At 56.2% G+C, this 15,007-nt stretch carries 9 protein-coding genes and 1 pseudogene; 7 read left to right on the forward strand and 3 right to left on the reverse strand.

Going from position 1 to position 15,007, the window contains the following annotated elements; translation table 11 throughout:
* Window positions 1–95: 95 nt before the first annotated feature.
* The 5 genes and pseudogenes from WH279_RS03760 to WH279_RS03780 all read left to right on the forward strand — a co-directional run bounded on the left by WH279_RS03760 (window position 96) and on the right by WH279_RS03780 (window position 8,167).
* The gene (locus WH279_RS03760; protein WP_200640835.1) at window positions 96–1,214 is read left to right on the forward strand and encodes an HlyD family secretion protein; all 1,119 of its coding nucleotides are present in this window, start codon (window positions 96–98) and stop codon (window positions 1,212–1,214) included.
* Window positions 1,211–2,779 carry a DHA2 family efflux MFS transporter permease subunit gene (locus WH279_RS03765; RefSeq protein ID WP_200640833.1) on the forward strand — a complete coding sequence of 523 codons (1,569 nt, stop codon included), beginning with the start codon at window positions 1,211–1,213 and terminating at the stop codon, window positions 2,777–2,779. The genes WH279_RS03760 and WH279_RS03765 overlap by 4 nt, the downstream gene beginning before the upstream one ends.
* A 1-nt stretch (window position 2,780) precedes the next feature.
* Window positions 2,781–4,328 (forward strand): efflux transporter outer membrane subunit, encoded by a 1,548-nt coding sequence (locus WH279_RS03770; protein ID WP_200640831.1) that lies wholly within the window; start codon window positions 2,781–2,783, stop codon window positions 4,326–4,328.
* 622 nt (window positions 4,329–4,950) lie between these two features.
* The gene (locus WH279_RS03775) at window positions 4,951–6,441 is read left to right on the forward strand and encodes a sugar porter family MFS transporter (protein ID WP_159338101.1); all 1,491 of its coding nucleotides are present in this window, start codon (window positions 4,951–4,953) and stop codon (window positions 6,439–6,441) included.
* 133 nt (window positions 6,442–6,574) lie between these two features.
* A pseudogene (locus WH279_RS03780) lies at window positions 6,575–8,167 on the forward strand (ABC-F family ATPase).
* 149 nt (window positions 8,168–8,316) lie between these two features.
* On the opposite strand, the gene WH279_RS03785 reads toward WH279_RS03780, so the two are convergent.
* Genes WH279_RS03785 through moeA form a run of 3 tightly spaced genes read right to left on the reverse strand, consistent with a single transcriptional unit; the run spans window position 8,317 to window position 11,923 of the window.
* Window positions 8,317–9,879: a sensor domain-containing diguanylate cyclase gene (locus WH279_RS03785; RefSeq protein ID WP_339455057.1), complete on the reverse strand. Its 1,563-nt coding sequence runs from the start codon at window positions 9,877–9,879 to the stop codon at window positions 8,317–8,319.
* A 48-nt stretch (window positions 9,880–9,927) separates the two neighbouring features.
* Window positions 9,928–10,686 (reverse strand): molybdopterin-synthase adenylyltransferase MoeB, encoded by a 759-nt coding sequence (gene moeB / locus WH279_RS03790; protein ID WP_339455058.1) that lies wholly within the window; start codon window positions 10,684–10,686, stop codon window positions 9,928–9,930.
* Between the two features lies 1 nt (window position 10,687).
* Window positions 10,688–11,923, reverse strand: coding sequence for a molybdopterin molybdotransferase MoeA (gene moeA, locus WH279_RS03795; protein ID WP_339455059.1), 1,236 nt, complete (start codon window positions 11,921–11,923; stop codon window positions 10,688–10,690).
* 261 nt (window positions 11,924–12,184) lie between these two features.
* Here moeA and WH279_RS03800 point away from each other — a divergent pair, with 261 nt between their 5' ends.
* Both WH279_RS03800 and gsiA read left to right on the forward strand, forming a co-directional pair.
* Window positions 12,185–13,141, forward strand: coding sequence for an isoaspartyl peptidase/L-asparaginase family protein (locus WH279_RS03800; protein WP_339455060.1), 957 nt, complete (start codon window positions 12,185–12,187; stop codon window positions 13,139–13,141).
* On the forward strand, window positions 13,141–14,991 hold the full coding sequence (gsiA, locus tag WH279_RS03805; protein ID WP_339455061.1) for a glutathione ABC transporter ATP-binding protein GsiA: 1,851 nt from the start codon (window positions 13,141–13,143) through the stop codon (window positions 14,989–14,991). Before WH279_RS03800 ends, gsiA begins: the two co-directional genes overlap by 1 nt.
* Window positions 14,992–15,007: the final 16 nt, after the last annotated feature.

Genomic DNA, 15,007 nt, shown 5'->3' on the forward strand with positions numbered 1-15,007 from the left:
CAGGAAACCCTGGCATTTGTCAATTTTGGCCCTATGGTTATAGCAGACTGAATCATTGCGCCCACTGAACCCGGGCGCACTTACTGACGGATACTATGGCTAATCAAACCTCCTCTGCATCTGATGATGAATCCCTGCATCAGTCTGATGCTGCGCAAAATGAAGAAACCCCACGCCAACGCCCCGGCAAGAAGCCTCTGGTCATTCTGGCGATAGTGGTTGTCGTGATGATTATCGTGGCGCTGTGGTTCTGGCTGACGACGCGCAATATCGAAACCACCGATGATGCTTTCACGGAAGCAGATGCGGTGACCATTGCGCCGAAAGCGTCTGGCTATGTCACCGAGCTGCGGGTTAAAGACAATCAACGAGTGAAGAAGGGCGATCTGCTGGTGGTGATCGATCCGCGTGATACCACTGCCCAGCGCGATCAAGCGAAAGCGCAGCTCGGCCTGGCTCAGGCACAGCTGCATCAGGCGCAGGCTCAGCTGGAACTGGCACGGGTGCAGTATCCGGCACAGAAAGACCAGGCGCTGGCACAGCTCGCCCGTGCGCAGGCCAATTATATGAATGCCCAGGCTGACGATAAACGTCAGCGTGGCGTCGACCCGCGTGCCACGTCACAGCGTAATATCGATACGGCAAACGCCCAGTTACGCAGTGCCAGAGCTGAACTGGCAAACGCCCAGGCGCAGGTTGAAGTCGCTTCTCAGGTGGCTTTGCAGATCCGTCAGCAGGAAACCAATGTTGAAGCGCGGCAGAGCCAGGTTGAACAGGCACAGGCACAGCTCAATACCGCGAATCTGAATCTCGCGTATACCGAAGTCCGTGCCCCTTACGACGGTTTTGTCACCAAACGTAATGTACAGGTGGGGACGCTGGTGCAGGCAGGCTCGTCGCTGTTCTCGCTGGTGTCACCGGACGTATGGATTGTGGCTAACTTTAAAGAGTCGCAGCTGGCACGGATGAAACCGGGCGACAGAGTGGAGATTGGTGTCGATGCCTGGCCGGACCTCAAGCTGGAGGGGCATGTCGACAGCGTGCAGATGGGCAGTGGTTCCCGCTTCTCTGCTTTCCCGTCAGAAAATGCCACCGGCAACTACGTGAAGATCGTGCAGCGCGTGCCGGTGAAAATCGTGATTGATAAAGGGCTGGATCCAAACCGTCCGCTACCGATTGGCCTGTCGGTTGAACCTAAGGTCACGCTGGAATGAATCCCGGCCAGAGCTGGAAGCCCGCCAGTAACCCCTGGCTGGTCGCGATGACCGTCACGCTGGCGGTGTTTATGGAGATCCTCGACACCACCATCGTTAACGTTGCCCTGCCGCATGTGGCCGGATCGCTCTCGGCCAGTTATGACGAATCCACCTGGGTGCTGACCTCCTATCTGGTGGCCAACGGCATCGTGCTGCCGATTTCAGCCTTCCTGAGTCGCCTGCTGGGCCGTAAGCAGTTTTTCCTCATCTGTATTGTGATGTTTACCGTCTGCTCCTTCCTGTGCGGCATTGCGACTGAACTGTGGCAGATCATTCTTTTCCGCATATTACAGGGATTCTTCGGCGGCGGGTTGCAGCCCGTACAACAGTCGGTGCTGCTGGATTATTTTAAGCCTGAGGATCGCGGTAAGGCGTTTGGTCTCTCCTCCATCGCGATTATTGTGGCACCGGTACTGGGTCCGACGCTGGGCGGCTGGATCACCGACAACTACAGCTGGCGCTGGGTATTCTTTATCAATATCCCGGTGGGGATCCTCAGCGTGCTGGCGATTTATCAGTTGCTGGAGGATCCGCCGTGGGAGCGTAAATGGGCGAAGGGCAAGCTGCGGGTCGATTACATCGGCATCAGCCTGATTACGCTGGGTCTGGGCTGTTTACAAGTGATGATGGACCGGGGAGAAGATGAAGACTGGTTCCAGTCGGGCTTTATCGTAACCTTCGCGCTGTTGGCGCTGACCGGGATTGTCGGAGCGATTTACTGGTTGCTGTATGCCAAAAAGCCGGTCGTCGATCTGCACGTGCTGAAAGACCGTAATTTTGCGGTGGCCTGCCTGCTGATGGCAGGTATGGCTGCCATCCTGTATGGCAGTTCGGTGGTGATCCCTCAACTGGCACAGCAGGACCTTGGGTATACCGCCACGCTCTCGGGGCTGGTGTTATCGCCAGGGGCGGTGCTGATTGTGCTGTCGATTCCGCTGGTGCTGAAGCTGATGCCCATCGTACAGACGCGTCTGCTGATTGCCTTTGGCTTTGCGCTGCTTGGGGTGTCGTTTATCTACTCATCAACGCTGACGCCGGATATCGACTTCACCACGCTGGTGATCATGCGTAGTTTCCAGACCATTGGCCTCGGCTTCCTGTTTGTACCGCTGACCACCATTGCGTTTGTCACCATTCCGCAGCGGCTGAATGCTGATGCCTCGGCGCTGTTTACCATGTTCCGTAACGTGGCCGGATCGATTGGTATTTCGCTATCGACGGCGATGATCACCGAACGCTCCCAGGCGCGCAGCGCGCAGCTGGTGCATAACATGACCCCACTCAATGAGCCGTTTAACCTGACGGTTGAGCGTTGGGCACAGGGCGTCAGGGACTATGTGCATATGGCAGGTGACCCGGTCAGCATCGCCACCGGGCAGCTGTATAAACAGATGATCGTGCAGGCACGTTTCCTCGCTTATATCGATGTTTTTATGGGCCTCAGTATTGTTGCCCTGATCCTTATTCCATTTTGTCTGTTACTGGCGCCGATCAAGAGCCAGGGCAGTGCAGGAGCACACTGACATGAACGTTCCTTCTTCTTTTATGCGTTCGCGCAGTGGTGCGCTGATAGCCGTTGCACTGATGCTCAGTGGCTGTGCCGTTGGCCCGGATTACCAGGCGCCGAAGCCCGCCACACCGGAGCGTTTTAACAGTATGCAGCGGGACGGTATCTCCGCGCCGCTGGTGGCAGCGACTAACCCGAACTGGTGGAAATCATTTAACGACCCGCAGCTGGACAGCCTGATCGCCCGTGCCATTAAAGGCAATTTATCCCTGCAGCAGGCGGTACTGCGTATCGCTGGCGCACGTCAGCAGCTGAATCAGGCGCGCGGTGCCTGGGCACCTTCCGTGAACGGTAATGCCCGTTTTACCCGCCAACAGTTGGGCATTAAAGGCGAGCTGGAGTCCGAAGGGGTCTACGACCAGATTGACCAGGCGGGAAGCGAAACCGATTTACAACCGGCGCTCGACAGCCTGTCTAAGCCGGTCGGGCTGTATCAGGGCAGTTTTGACGCTTCATGGGAGCTGGATCTGTGGGGCAAAGTGCGTCGTCAGGTTGAAATGGCCGATGCGCAGCAGCAGCAGTCGGTAGAAAACCGTAATGATGCGCTGGTGTCGTTAGAAGCGGAAGTGGCGCGGGCTTACCTGCAGCTGCGGGGCGCGCAAGCCATTACCCGTACCCTGCAAACACAGATTGAGGTGGCGGAGCAGACACTGGAGCTGACGCAGAGCCAGCAGCGTAATGGGCTGGCACCGCAGACCAATGTGGAGAACTCCCGTGCGCAGGTGAATTCACTGCGCGCCCAGCTGCCACAGTATCAGGCGCAGATCCACCAGGCGATGAACGGTCTTGCCGTGCTGACGGGCAGAGTCCCCGGCGCACTGGACGCGGAGTTGATGACCGCTAAACCGCTGCCGGCGCTGCCGAAAGCGGTGCCGGTCGGCGTACCGTCTGAGCTGGCGCGTCGTCGCCCGGATGTGCGTGAAGCGGAAGCCAGCCTGCACGCGGCGACCGCCAATATTGGTGTTTCCGTGGCGCAGTTGTTCCCCAGCCTGTCACTGACCGGGCAGTTTGGCATGCGTAACAGCGATGCCAGCTATCTGGATAACTGGAGCAGCCATTTCTACAGCTACGGACCGTCCGTCACCATCCCGATCTTCCAGGGCGGTCGGCTGGTATCCAGTGTGAAGCTGGCCCGTGCGCAGCAGGCGAGCGCGGCGCTGGGTTATCGTCAGACGGTACTGACGGCGTTGCAGGATGTGGAAAATGCGCTGGTCAGCTATCGCAGCGACCAGCAGCAGGTGGAAGGGCTGGATGACACCGTGGCCGCGTTACAGAGCGCGTTTACACTGGCCAGCGACAGCTATCGTCAGGGGCTCTCGACCTTTATTGAGGCGCTGGATGCGCAGCGCCAGCTGGCACAGGCGCAGCAGCAGGCGGAGCAGGCACGGGTGCAGAGCACGCTTGACCTGGTCGCGCTGTATAAAGCACTGGGCGGCGGCTGGGAAGCATATCAAAACGTGAACATGCCGGATTATTCGGTATTTGGGCCCGCAGAAACGCCTTAATCGTTTTTATCTTCTTATCAAAAAACGTGGCTCTCGTCAGATTGCCGCGTTTTTTTGTTTAAATCTCATCGCATTTTTTCATCAAAAAAAGCAAGAAATGAGAGTTTGCCCTGTTTCACTCTCTGAATCTGTGTAAGCCATGACGGTGGAGGGCCTCTTTCATTTCATCATTGCTGCCCCTTATTGAGAGGTTAATTCTGCAGATTGATAGTTTTATTTGATCGCGTGAAGGTCAGTTAAAATTATACTAATTTATTGTTATTAATCGTTTTTGTTGCAATTTTTTCACGGCGTGATTCTTTTTTAGATTGATAAGTTTTTATCATTTTTTCATTTAAAAATGAAATAAATAATGATTATTTCATTTGAGATGAAATGTTCTCAAAATGTTTTTGCGCCAATTAGATCACATTAATACAACATCATTGGCATTTTTATGTGATTAGCGTCGCAATTAAAATGAAATAATGCGATGCAACGCTCAAAATTTAATTTTCATTGTTAATTAAAATGAAAGAAATAGTCTAAATTAAGGTTCAGAGGCGGTGAGCGGTTGAGCAAAATAATGATTTACCCCTCTGCATCCTACTAACCAGGTCGATGAGAGGTCACTGTAGTCACCATGGCAAAAGAACAATATTTAACACCTAACCGGGCATCAGGGCCCAACAGCAACACCAAAACAGAACCCTTTGTTAAGGTCATTGCGTTGGTTGCCACTCTCGGCGGATTACTCTTCGGTTATGACACCGGCGTTATCTCCGGCGCGCTGCTGTTTATGGGCGACGAATTACACCTTACTCCCTTCACTACCGGACTGGTCACCAGTTCACTGCTGTTTGGCGCAGCCTTCGGCGCACTGTTTTCCGGGCATTTCGCGGCTTCTGCCGGGCGTAAAAAAATCATTATCATTTTGGCGATTATTTTCGCTGTCGGCGCAATGGGGACCGCCCTGGCACCGAACGTGGAATGGATGATCTTCTTCCGACTGGTGCTAGGGGTGGCCGTTGGTGGTGCATCTGCCACGGTGCCGATCTACATTGCAGAGATCGCACCAGCGAATAAGCGTGGGCAACTGGTGACGATTCAGGAGCTGATGATTGTCTCCGGCCAGATGCTGGCTTATATCTCGAATGCCGGATTTAACGCCGCGTGGGGTGGCCATGAAACCTGGCGCTGGATGCTGGCCGTGGCCACCATTCCTGCAGTGCTGCTGTGGTTTGGCATGATGTTTATGCCGGACACACCACGCTGGTATGCGATGAAAGGACGCCTGGCAGAAGCGCGTAAAGTGCTGGAACGCACCCGTGCCAAAGAGGACGTTGACTGGGAGCTGGAGGAGATTACTGAAACGCTGGAAGATGAGGACAAAGCCCAGACGCGAGCCAGCGTGCGTGAGCTGAAAAAGCCCTGGCTGTTTAAGCTATTCCTGATCGGTATCGGGGTGGCGGTGATCCAGCAAACCTCCGGTGTAAATACCATCATGTACTATGCACCGACGATGCTAAAAGCGGTGGGAATGAGTACGGATGCAGCGTTGTTTGCCACCATCGCTAACGGAGCTATCTCGGTGCTGATGACCTTCGTCGGCATCTGGCTGTTAGGTAAAATTGGCCGGCGAACGATGGTCAAAATAGGCCAGTTTGGCTGTACCGCCTGCCTGTTCTTTATCGGTGCCGTCAGCTATTTCATGCCTGAGACCATCAACGGTCAGGTGGATATGTTACGCAGCTACATGGTTCTCTTGGGAATGCTGATGTTCCTCAGCTTTCAGCAGGGGGCGTTATCGCCCGTCACCTGGCTGCTGCTGTCAGAGATCTTCCCAACAAGGTTGCGCGGTGTCTTTATGGGCGGTGCGGTCTTTGCCATGTGGATTGCCAACTTCCTGATATCTCTTGCCTTCCCGATGCTGCTTGCCAGCGTGGGGCTGTCAGGTGCGTTCTTTATCTTTGGCTTGATTGGTATTGTCGGGGCGGTATTTGTTATCAAATGCATCCCGGAAACACGCAATCGCAGTCTTGAGCAGATAGAACATTATCTGCATGACTGGCTCAGTAACGAGGAAGAGAGCAAGGCATTAACCGCGTCGAAACGTAAAGCAGAAAGTCATTAACCGCCAGGGCCGGGTTTCTTCCCGGCCCTGATGCTCCCCCTCTCCAGGATTTCCCGCTGTATGCCCCGCGCCTTTTTTTTGGCATAATGCGCGCTGACTCACATACTCACATTAAAAATTAAAGGCTATCTCTGTGCTAGTTTCCAGCAACGTCACCATGCAGTTTGGCAGTAAGCCGCTGTTCGAAAACATCTCTGTCAAATTTGGCGGCGGCAACCGTTATGGCCTGATTGGCGCCAACGGCAGCGGCAAATCCACCTTTATGAAAATTCTGGGCGGCGACCTGGTGCCATCTGGCGGCAACGTTGCTCTTGATCCGAACGAACGGCTGGGTAAATTACGCCAGGACCAGTTCGCCTTTGAACAGTATTCCGTACTGGATACCGTGATCATGGGCCACGGCGAGCTGTGGGCGGTGAAAGAAAAGCGCGATGCGATCTATGCGCTGCCGTAAATGAGCGAAGAAGACGGCTACAAAGTCGCCGATCTCGAAGAGAAGTATGGTGAGATGGACGGCTATACCGCGGAAGCGCGCGCCGGTGAACTGTTGCTGGGCGTGGGGATCCCGCTGGAGCAGCATTATGGCCCGATGAGCGAAGTCGCTCCCGGCTGGAAACTGCGTGTGCTGTTGGCACAGGCGCTGTTCTCTAACCCGGAAATTCTGCTGCTTGACGAACCAACGAACAACCTGGACATCGATACCATTCGCTGGCTGGAGCAGGTGCTGAACGAACGTAACAGCACCATGATCATCATTTCGCATGACCGTCACTTCCTGAATATGGTGTGTACGCACATGGCGGATCTGGATTACGGCGAACTGCGCGTCTATCCGGGTAACTATGATGAGTATATGACCGCGGCCACCCAGGCCCGCGATCGTCTGCTGTCGGATAACGCCAAGAAGAAAGCGCAGATCAACGAACTGCAATCCTTCGTCAGCCGCTTCAGCGCCAACGCCTCGAAATCTCGTCAGGCAACGTCACGCGCCAAGCAGATTGATAAGATCAAGCTGGATGAAGTCAAAGCCTCCAGCCGTCAGAACCCGTTTATCCGTTTCGAGCAGGACAAGAAGCTGTTCCGTAACGCATTAACACTGGAAGCGGTGACTAAAGGTTTCGACAATGGTCCCCTGTTTAAGAACGTCAACATGCTGCTGGAAGTGGGCGAAAAGCTGGCGATTCTGGGGCCAAACGGTATCGGTAAAACCACGCTGCTGAAAACCCTGATCGGTGAGTTGCTGCCAGACAACGGTACGGTGAAATGGTCTGAAAACGCGCAGATTGGTTACTACGCGCAGGACCATGCCCATGACTTTGCCGACGACCTTACCGTGTTTGACTGGATGAGCCAGTGGAAGCAGGACGGTGATGACGAGCAGGCCGTACGCGGTATTCTCGGCCGCCTGCTGTTCAGCCAGGACGATATTAAGAAGCCTGCGAAGGTGCTGTCCGGTGGTGAAAAGGGCCGTATGCTGTTTGGTAAGCTGATGATGCAGAAGCCTAACGTGCTGATCATGGATGAGCCAACCAACCACCTCGATATGGAATCCATCGAAGCGCTGAACATGGCGCTGGAAATGTACGAAGGTACGTTGATCTTCGTGTCTCACGACCGTGAATTCGTCAGCTCGCTGGCGACCCGCGTGATTGAAATGACACCGGGCAAAATCAACGACTTTACCGGTGACTACGAAGATTACCTGCGTAGCCAGGGTATCGTTTAAGGCCCAGTGGCTGCGGGCTGACCGAAACAGAAGGTCAGCCCCTACGGAAGACCTGCACGGGATGACCATTTTTCCGGTCACCTCCACGCCAAACCCGTAGGGGTCGACCATTTGTTTCGGTCGACCCGTGCCAGGGTTAGCACGATTTATCAGGTCTCTGCCTCAGATTGATTTTCCGCCACCCGGTTTTTCCCCGCCTTTTTCGCTGCATAAAGCGCTTTATCCGCCTCCGCAATCAGTGCCAGACTGACATCAACATTGCGTTCGGCGTTCACCACATGCATCCCCACGCTGATGGTGACTACATTCCCCGTTTTTTCGGCATGCTGATGAGGGATAGCCAGGTCGGCAATCGCCGCGATGGCCTGATGAGCAAAGCGCAGCGCGGCAGCACGATCCGCCCCTGGCATCACCACGGCAAACTCTTCACCCCCATAGCGCGCAACCAGATCCTCGGGTCTGCGGGGTAAATGCGCCAGCGTATCACCCACCTGTTTCAGGCAGTCATCGCCTGCCAGGTGCCCGTAGCTATCATTGAACATTTTGAAGTTGTCGACATCTATCATCAGTAGTGCCAGCGGGGTGTGCAGTTTTGCCGAACGCTCCGCGCTACGTTGCAGATAGAGATCAAACTGTCGCCGGTTTGCTAACCCGGTCAGGCTGTCTACCAGCGCCAGCGTCTGGAGAGTCCGGTTCATTGAGGTCAGCCTGTCGCGTACCTGGGTCAACTCCAGCTGGTTTTTCAGGTTAAGTGAAATATGGCGTAGCACCAGAAAACCGAGCAGGGCGATCACCAGCAGCAGAATGGTACAAAGCGTAATAAAGATGCTGATATCGGAGAACCACACTTCCAGCAGATGGTTCTTGTCGTAGCCTGCGGCCACCACCAACGGATACCGTTTCAGGCTGGAGTAGCCAAACACCCGTTCGATGCCATCCAGCGCCGAGCCATAAATGGCGGTACCGCTGGACGCATTATTGAGCAGGCCGGTAAACAGCGGGCTGCCGGAAATATTGCGATTAATGGTGTCGTCGGGGAAAGGACGGACGTACAGAATCGTGCCGTCTTTCAGCATCAGCGCCAGTACATCGTGCTCGCCGAGGTTGTAATAGCTGTATGCCTGTTTGAAATAGCTCAGCCTGACGGTGGCCAGCAGCACACCACGGAAAGAACCATCGTAATTAACGAGGCGCATGGACACCGGGATAATGAGCTCCCCAGTGGTTCTGCTGCGGATCACTTTGCCAATATGCACCTGCGTGCTGTTGTTCTGCTGGTGATATTGAAAAAATTCGCGGTCGCTGTTATTGGCGCGTTTGGGGATATTGCCGTCTGAAGTCACCAGCCAGCTGCCCTGTGCGTCAAAGATAAACAGACCATGCAACTGTGGCAGACTGGCCTTACGGTTGGTCAGTATCTCACGCAGGTACTCGGTCTGATCGTCGCGCAGGCCGATCAGGGAGACGCGATCACGCAGATCCTGTAATGTCAGATCAACCTGCAAGAAGGTATCTTCTGCCTGACGCGAAAGGGACTGGGAGAGATTACGCGCATCATCCTTCGAGGTGGAAATCATGCGGTTCCATGAGCTCCACACGATCCAGCTGTTGATCGCAATCACAGCCGTGACAATCACCAATAGAAAAATAATCATCATTTGACGCAATGACGATTTTTCACTCGCGCTTATCCCGCTTTGCTCATCAGTCATGTGCTAATCAATCCTTTACGCATCCAGGCATCTCCCCTAACTATAGTGCTACTTGACGATGCCACAGACTTCACAATCCGGATCTTTAGCCAGCGTCATACTTCGGAACTGCAAGGTCATTGCGTCATACAACAGCAGTTTCCCGGCCACCGGGCTGCCGTATTGGGCCAGGACGCGGATCGCCTCCATCGCCTGCAATGAACCGATCACGCCCACCAACGGTGCCATTACGCCCGCTTCGACACAGCTCAGGGGCGCGATGCCAAACAGGCGGCTGACACAGCGGTAACAGGGTTCATCGTGGCCCCAGGTGAAGATGCTAATCTGGCCTTCCATGCGAATGGCTGCGCCGGACACCAGCGGAATTTTGCGCGCATGGCACAGCCGGTTGAGCTGCTCACGCGTTTCCAGGTTATCGCAACAGTCCACCACCAGATGATGTGCGGCGATGTGATCGCCCAGCGGTTGATCGTCCAGCCGGTCGTTGATCGCCTCAAGGGAAATCAGGGAATTGATGGCCGCCAGCCGCAGGCGTGCAGAGTCCACCTTTGCCATACCGACCTGCGCCTCGCCGTGCAGGATTTGACGTTGCAGATTCGACACCGACACGTGGTCGAAATCGAGCAGCGTCAGATGACCCACACCGGCCGAAGCGAGATACTGACTGGCGGCGCAGCCCAGCCCGCCCAGCCCGACAACCAGCACCCGGGCAGCCTTCAGCCGCTCCTGTCCGTCAAAATCGAAGCCGCGCAGCACGATCTGGCGATTGTAGCGCAGCATCTCTTCATCATTCAGTTCAGGGAGCATATCAGCCTTCCAGCAGAGAATTGAACGGTTCGACTTCCACCCATTCTCCCACGTCAACGTTGCCGCGATCCCGTTCCAGAACAATAAAGCAGTTAGCCTGTTGGAAGGAGCTGAAGATATGTGAGCCCTGATGGCCGGTGGTGGCTACCTCCAGCTCACCTTGCCCATTGCGCTGCAAAACGCCGCGCTGAAAGTCGAGGCGACCCGGGGACTTTTTCAGAAAGCTGGCGCTTCGCACCCGCTGACGTGGCGGCAATGCCGGGCCTTCCTGCCCCGTCAGCTTCGCCAGTAAGGGCTGCACCAGCTGGTAAAAGGTCACCACCGCAGAGACCGGGTTGCCGGGCAGGCCGCAGAACCAGCTGTTCGGCAGGCGACCGAAAGCAAAGGGCTTACCGGGTTTCATTGCCAGCTTCCAGAAGCCGATTTCACCCAGTTCTTCCAGCATCTGCCGGGTGTAATCCGCTGCACCCACCGATACGCCGCCGCTGCTGATCACCACATCCGCACGACTATCTGCCTCAATAAAGGCGGCACGCAGCGCAGCCGGGTCATCACGGATAATCCCGAGATCGATCACCTCGCAGCCGAGTTTGTTCAGCATCAGCTGCACCGCGAAGCGGTTAGTATCGTAAATCTGACCCGCTGCCAGCGGCTGACCCACCGGCTGTAACTCATCACCGGTGGAGAACAGGGCAACCCGCAGCTTACGCAGCACCGCGACCTGCGCAATGCCCAGCGAGGCGAGCAGCGGCAATTCGGCCGCACCCAGTTTACTCCCCGCTCCCAGCACCCGGGTTCCCTGGCGGATATCTTCACCCACCCGGCGGATATTTTGCCCGGAACGGACGTCGGCAGTGATGCGAATGGCCTCACCTTCCTGCTCAGTCTGTTCCTGCATCACCACCGCGTCACAGCCTACAGGCAGCGGCGCACCGGTCATAATTCGAATGCAGGTCCCGGCAGGCCAGTTGCCGCTGAACGGGCTACCGGCAAAAGCTATTCCCGCCACGGGCAGCGTGCTTCCCGCGGTGAGATCGGCCATGCGCAGGGCATAACCGTCCATGGCGGAATTGTCGAATGGGGGGACATCGATGGGGGAGATCACCGCGCTGGCGGTAATACGACCCGCGGCATCCGGTAAAGCCAAGGTGTCATGTTGCTGAACAGGGGTCACGCGCGCCAGCAGCGTGCTGAGTGCATCATCAAGCGAGATCAACCCCGCAGTGAAAGCTTCCATTGAGTTATTTCTCCAGGATTCGGGCAAAAATCTAATGCGATCATTATGGCGTGAATCGGTCGCAGGGTCACGTTTGCCCGCCTGCGTAAGCCATAACCGTCTATAAAGTTTATCTTAGAATTAATGGTTATTATCAGGGTGCGAACTTTCTGCTTTACATCGCTATATTGCCTGCCTATAGTCAAAAACTGCTTTTTTTCGACAAATATATTCTAACTCAGTGTTTTTCATGCTGATTTGGCACACAGGGTAAAATGAATTATGGCCATAGCGACGATTGCAATTCACGGTGGTGCAGGAGCTATCGCGCGTGCCAGCATGGATGCAGAGAAAGAACTGCTCTATCGCCAGGCGCTGTTGCAGATCGTTGCCAGCGGGCAGGCGCTGCTGGCGGCGGGGGGGAGTGCGCTGGATGTGGTGACCGAGGCGGTGCGCCAGCTGGAAGAGAGTTCACTGTTTAATGCCGGGGTCGGCTCAGTCTTTACGCATGAAGGCACGCACGAGCTGGATGCCAGCGTCATGGATGGCCGCACGCGAGAAGCCGGGGCGGTGGCGGGTGTTACCCGTGTGCGTAATCCGGTGCTGGCGGCACGCGCGGTGCTGGAAAACAGCCCTCATGTGCTGTTTATCGGCCAGGGTGCGGAATCGTTTGCGGCATCACATGGCCTCGAAATGGTTGAAAACACGTTTTTTTCCACGCCAGAGCGCCGCGCACAGCTTGAGCGCGCCATCGCCACACAACAAACTCTGTTGGATCACGATGGTGATGCGTCAGGCGACCCGCTGGATCCTGACCGTAAGTTTGGCACGGTGGGTGCGGTAGCCCTCGACCAGGCGGGCCACCTTGCGGCGGCTACATCGACGGGGGGCATGACCAACAAACAGGTGGGGCGTGTCGGTGACTCCCCCTTACCCGGCGCAGGATGCTACGCCAGCAACAGCGTTGCCGTCTCCTGTACGGGCACCGGGGAAGTGTTTATGCGCACGCTGGCGGCCTATGATATCGCCGCGCTGATGACGTACGCCGGACTGTCGTTACAACAGGCTAGCGACAAAGTGATTCATGAACATATTCCCGCACTGGGCGGCAGCGGCGGGCTGATTGCCATCGATGCTGCTGGCAACGTGGTGCTGCCGTTTAACAGCGAAGGCATGTATCGCGCTTATGCCGTGGTGGGTGAACTGCCCGTCGTGGCTATTTATCGGGAGGAATCCTGATGAGTGAGTTACCCCATCAGGATGATGTGGTGCTGTCGGTAAGCGACCTTAGCGTCAGCTTCCAGCATGAAGGCCAGCGTATTCAGGCGGTCAATAACCTGTCACTGGAGGTTCGCCGTGGCGAAACGCTGGCGATTGTTGGCGAGTCCGGTTCCGGTAAATCGGTCACCTCTCTGGCCTTGATGCGGCTGGTGGAGCAGGGCGGCGGGCAGATTGACAGCGGCGCGATGTGGTTACGTCGCCGTAATCATCAGTTAGTCAATCTGGCCACACAGTCGCCGTCGCAGATGCGCACCCTGCGCGGTGCCGATATGGCGATGATTTTCCAGGAGCCGATGACTTCACTTAACCCGGTGTTCCCGGTGGGTGAGCAGATTGCCGAATCCATTCGACTCCATCAGGGCAAAAGCCACGCCGGGGCACTGGCCGAGGCGCAGCGCATGCTTGACCTCGTACGTATCCCTGAAGCAAAGAACGTGCTGGCACGCTATCCGCATCAGCTTTCTGGTGGGATGCGTCAGCGTGTGATGATCGCGATGGCGCTCTCCTGCCGTCCGGCGCTGCTGATTGCCGATGAACCCACTACCGCGCTGGACGTGACCATTCAGGCACAAATACTTCAGTTGATCCGCGTGCTGCAAAAAGAGATGCAGATGGGGGTGATCTTTATCACTCACGATATGGGCGTGGTGGCAGAGATGGCTGACCGCGTTCAGGTGATGTATCGCGGTGATGTGGTGGAAACCGGCAGCGTTGAGGCGATTTTCAGTCACCCGCAGCAGCCCTATACGCGTGCGCTGCTGGCGGCCGTACCGAAACTGGGGGCGATGACCGGGCGTGACTGGCCAGCTAAATTCCCGTTGATCAGTGAAGGTGCACCGATTGAAGAGCATCCGCAGGATACGGTGAACCCGCAGGATACGCCGATTCTTCAGGTGCGCGACCTGGTGACGCGTTTTGATATTCGTGGCGGCCTGCTCAACCGGGTACAGCGCCGTGTGCATGCGGTGGAGAAGGTGAGCTTTGATCTGCGTCCCGGCGAAACGCTGGCGCTGGTGGGGGAGTCCGGCTGCGGCAAGTCTACCACCGGGCGTTCGTTGCTGCGGTTGGTTGAAAGCCAGGGCGGCAGCATCACCTTCAACGGCCAGCGCATCGATAATCTTGCAGGGAGCGCGCTGTCGCATCTGCGGCGTGATATTCAGTTTATTTTCCAGGACCCTTACGCGTCGCTCGACCCGCGCCTGACGGTGGGTTTTTCGATCATGGAACCGCTGCTGGTGCACGGCATTGCCCGTGGGCGGGAGGCAGAGCAGCGCGTGGCCGCTCTGCTGGAGCGCGTCGGCCTGCTGCCTGAACACGCCCAGCGCTATCCCCATGAATTTTCCGGGGGACAGCGACAGCGCATCTGTATTGCCCGCGCGCTGGCGCTCAATCCGAAAGTGGTGATCGCCGATGAGGCAGTGTCCGCGCTGGATGTATCCATCCAGGCACAGATTATTAATCTGATGCTCGATTTGCAGCGTGAATTTGGCATTGCGTTTCTGTTTATCTCGCACGATATGGCGGTGGTGGAGCGTATCAGCCACCGTGTGGCGGTGATGTTCCTTGGACAGATTGTGGAAATCGGTCCGCGCCAGGCGGTGTTCGAGCATCCCCAACATCCTTACACCCGTAAGCTGATGGCCGCTGTGCCGGTGGCCGATCCTGCGCACCGGAGACGTGAACGCGCACTGCTCGTTGATGAAATACCCAGCCCGATCCGCGCCCTCGGCGACGAGCCGGATGTGGCACCGCTGGTAGAGGTGAGCGCCGGGCATTACGTGGCGCGCCATGCCATAAATCGCACCTAGAACCTGTTTACTCCAG

Source organism: Erwinia sp. MYb375 (genome assembly GCF_037479175.1).
Taxonomy (GTDB): domain Bacteria; phylum Pseudomonadota; class Gammaproteobacteria; order Enterobacterales; family Enterobacteriaceae; genus Erwinia; species Erwinia rhapontici.

Coding starts and splice junctions, on each gene's coding strand:
- WH279_RS03760 (WP_200640835.1), top strand. CDS start 96: ATGGCTAATCAAACCTCCTCTGCATCTGATGATGAATCCCTGCATCAG.
- WH279_RS03765 (WP_200640833.1), top strand. CDS start 1,211: ATGAATCCCGGCCAGAGCTGGAAGCCCGCCAGTAACCCCTGGCTGGTC.
- WH279_RS03770 (WP_200640831.1), top strand. CDS start 2,781: ATGAACGTTCCTTCTTCTTTTATGCGTTCGCGCAGTGGTGCGCTGATA.
- WH279_RS03775 (WP_159338101.1), top strand. CDS start 4,951: ATGGCAAAAGAACAATATTTAACACCTAACCGGGCATCAGGGCCCAAC.
- WH279_RS03785 (WP_339455057.1), bottom strand. CDS start 9,879: ATGACTGATGAGCAAAGCGGGATAAGCGCGAGTGAAAAATCGTCATTG.
- moeB (WP_339455058.1), bottom strand. CDS start 10,686: ATGCTCCCTGAACTGAATGATGAAGAGATGCTGCGCTACAATCGCCAG.
- moeA (WP_339455059.1), bottom strand. CDS start 11,923: ATGGAAGCTTTCACTGCGGGGTTGATCTCGCTTGATGATGCACTCAGC.
- WH279_RS03800 (WP_339455060.1), top strand. CDS start 12,185: ATGGCCATAGCGACGATTGCAATTCACGGTGGTGCAGGAGCTATCGCG.
- gsiA (WP_339455061.1), top strand. CDS start 13,141: ATGAGTGAGTTACCCCATCAGGATGATGTGGTGCTGTCGGTAAGCGAC.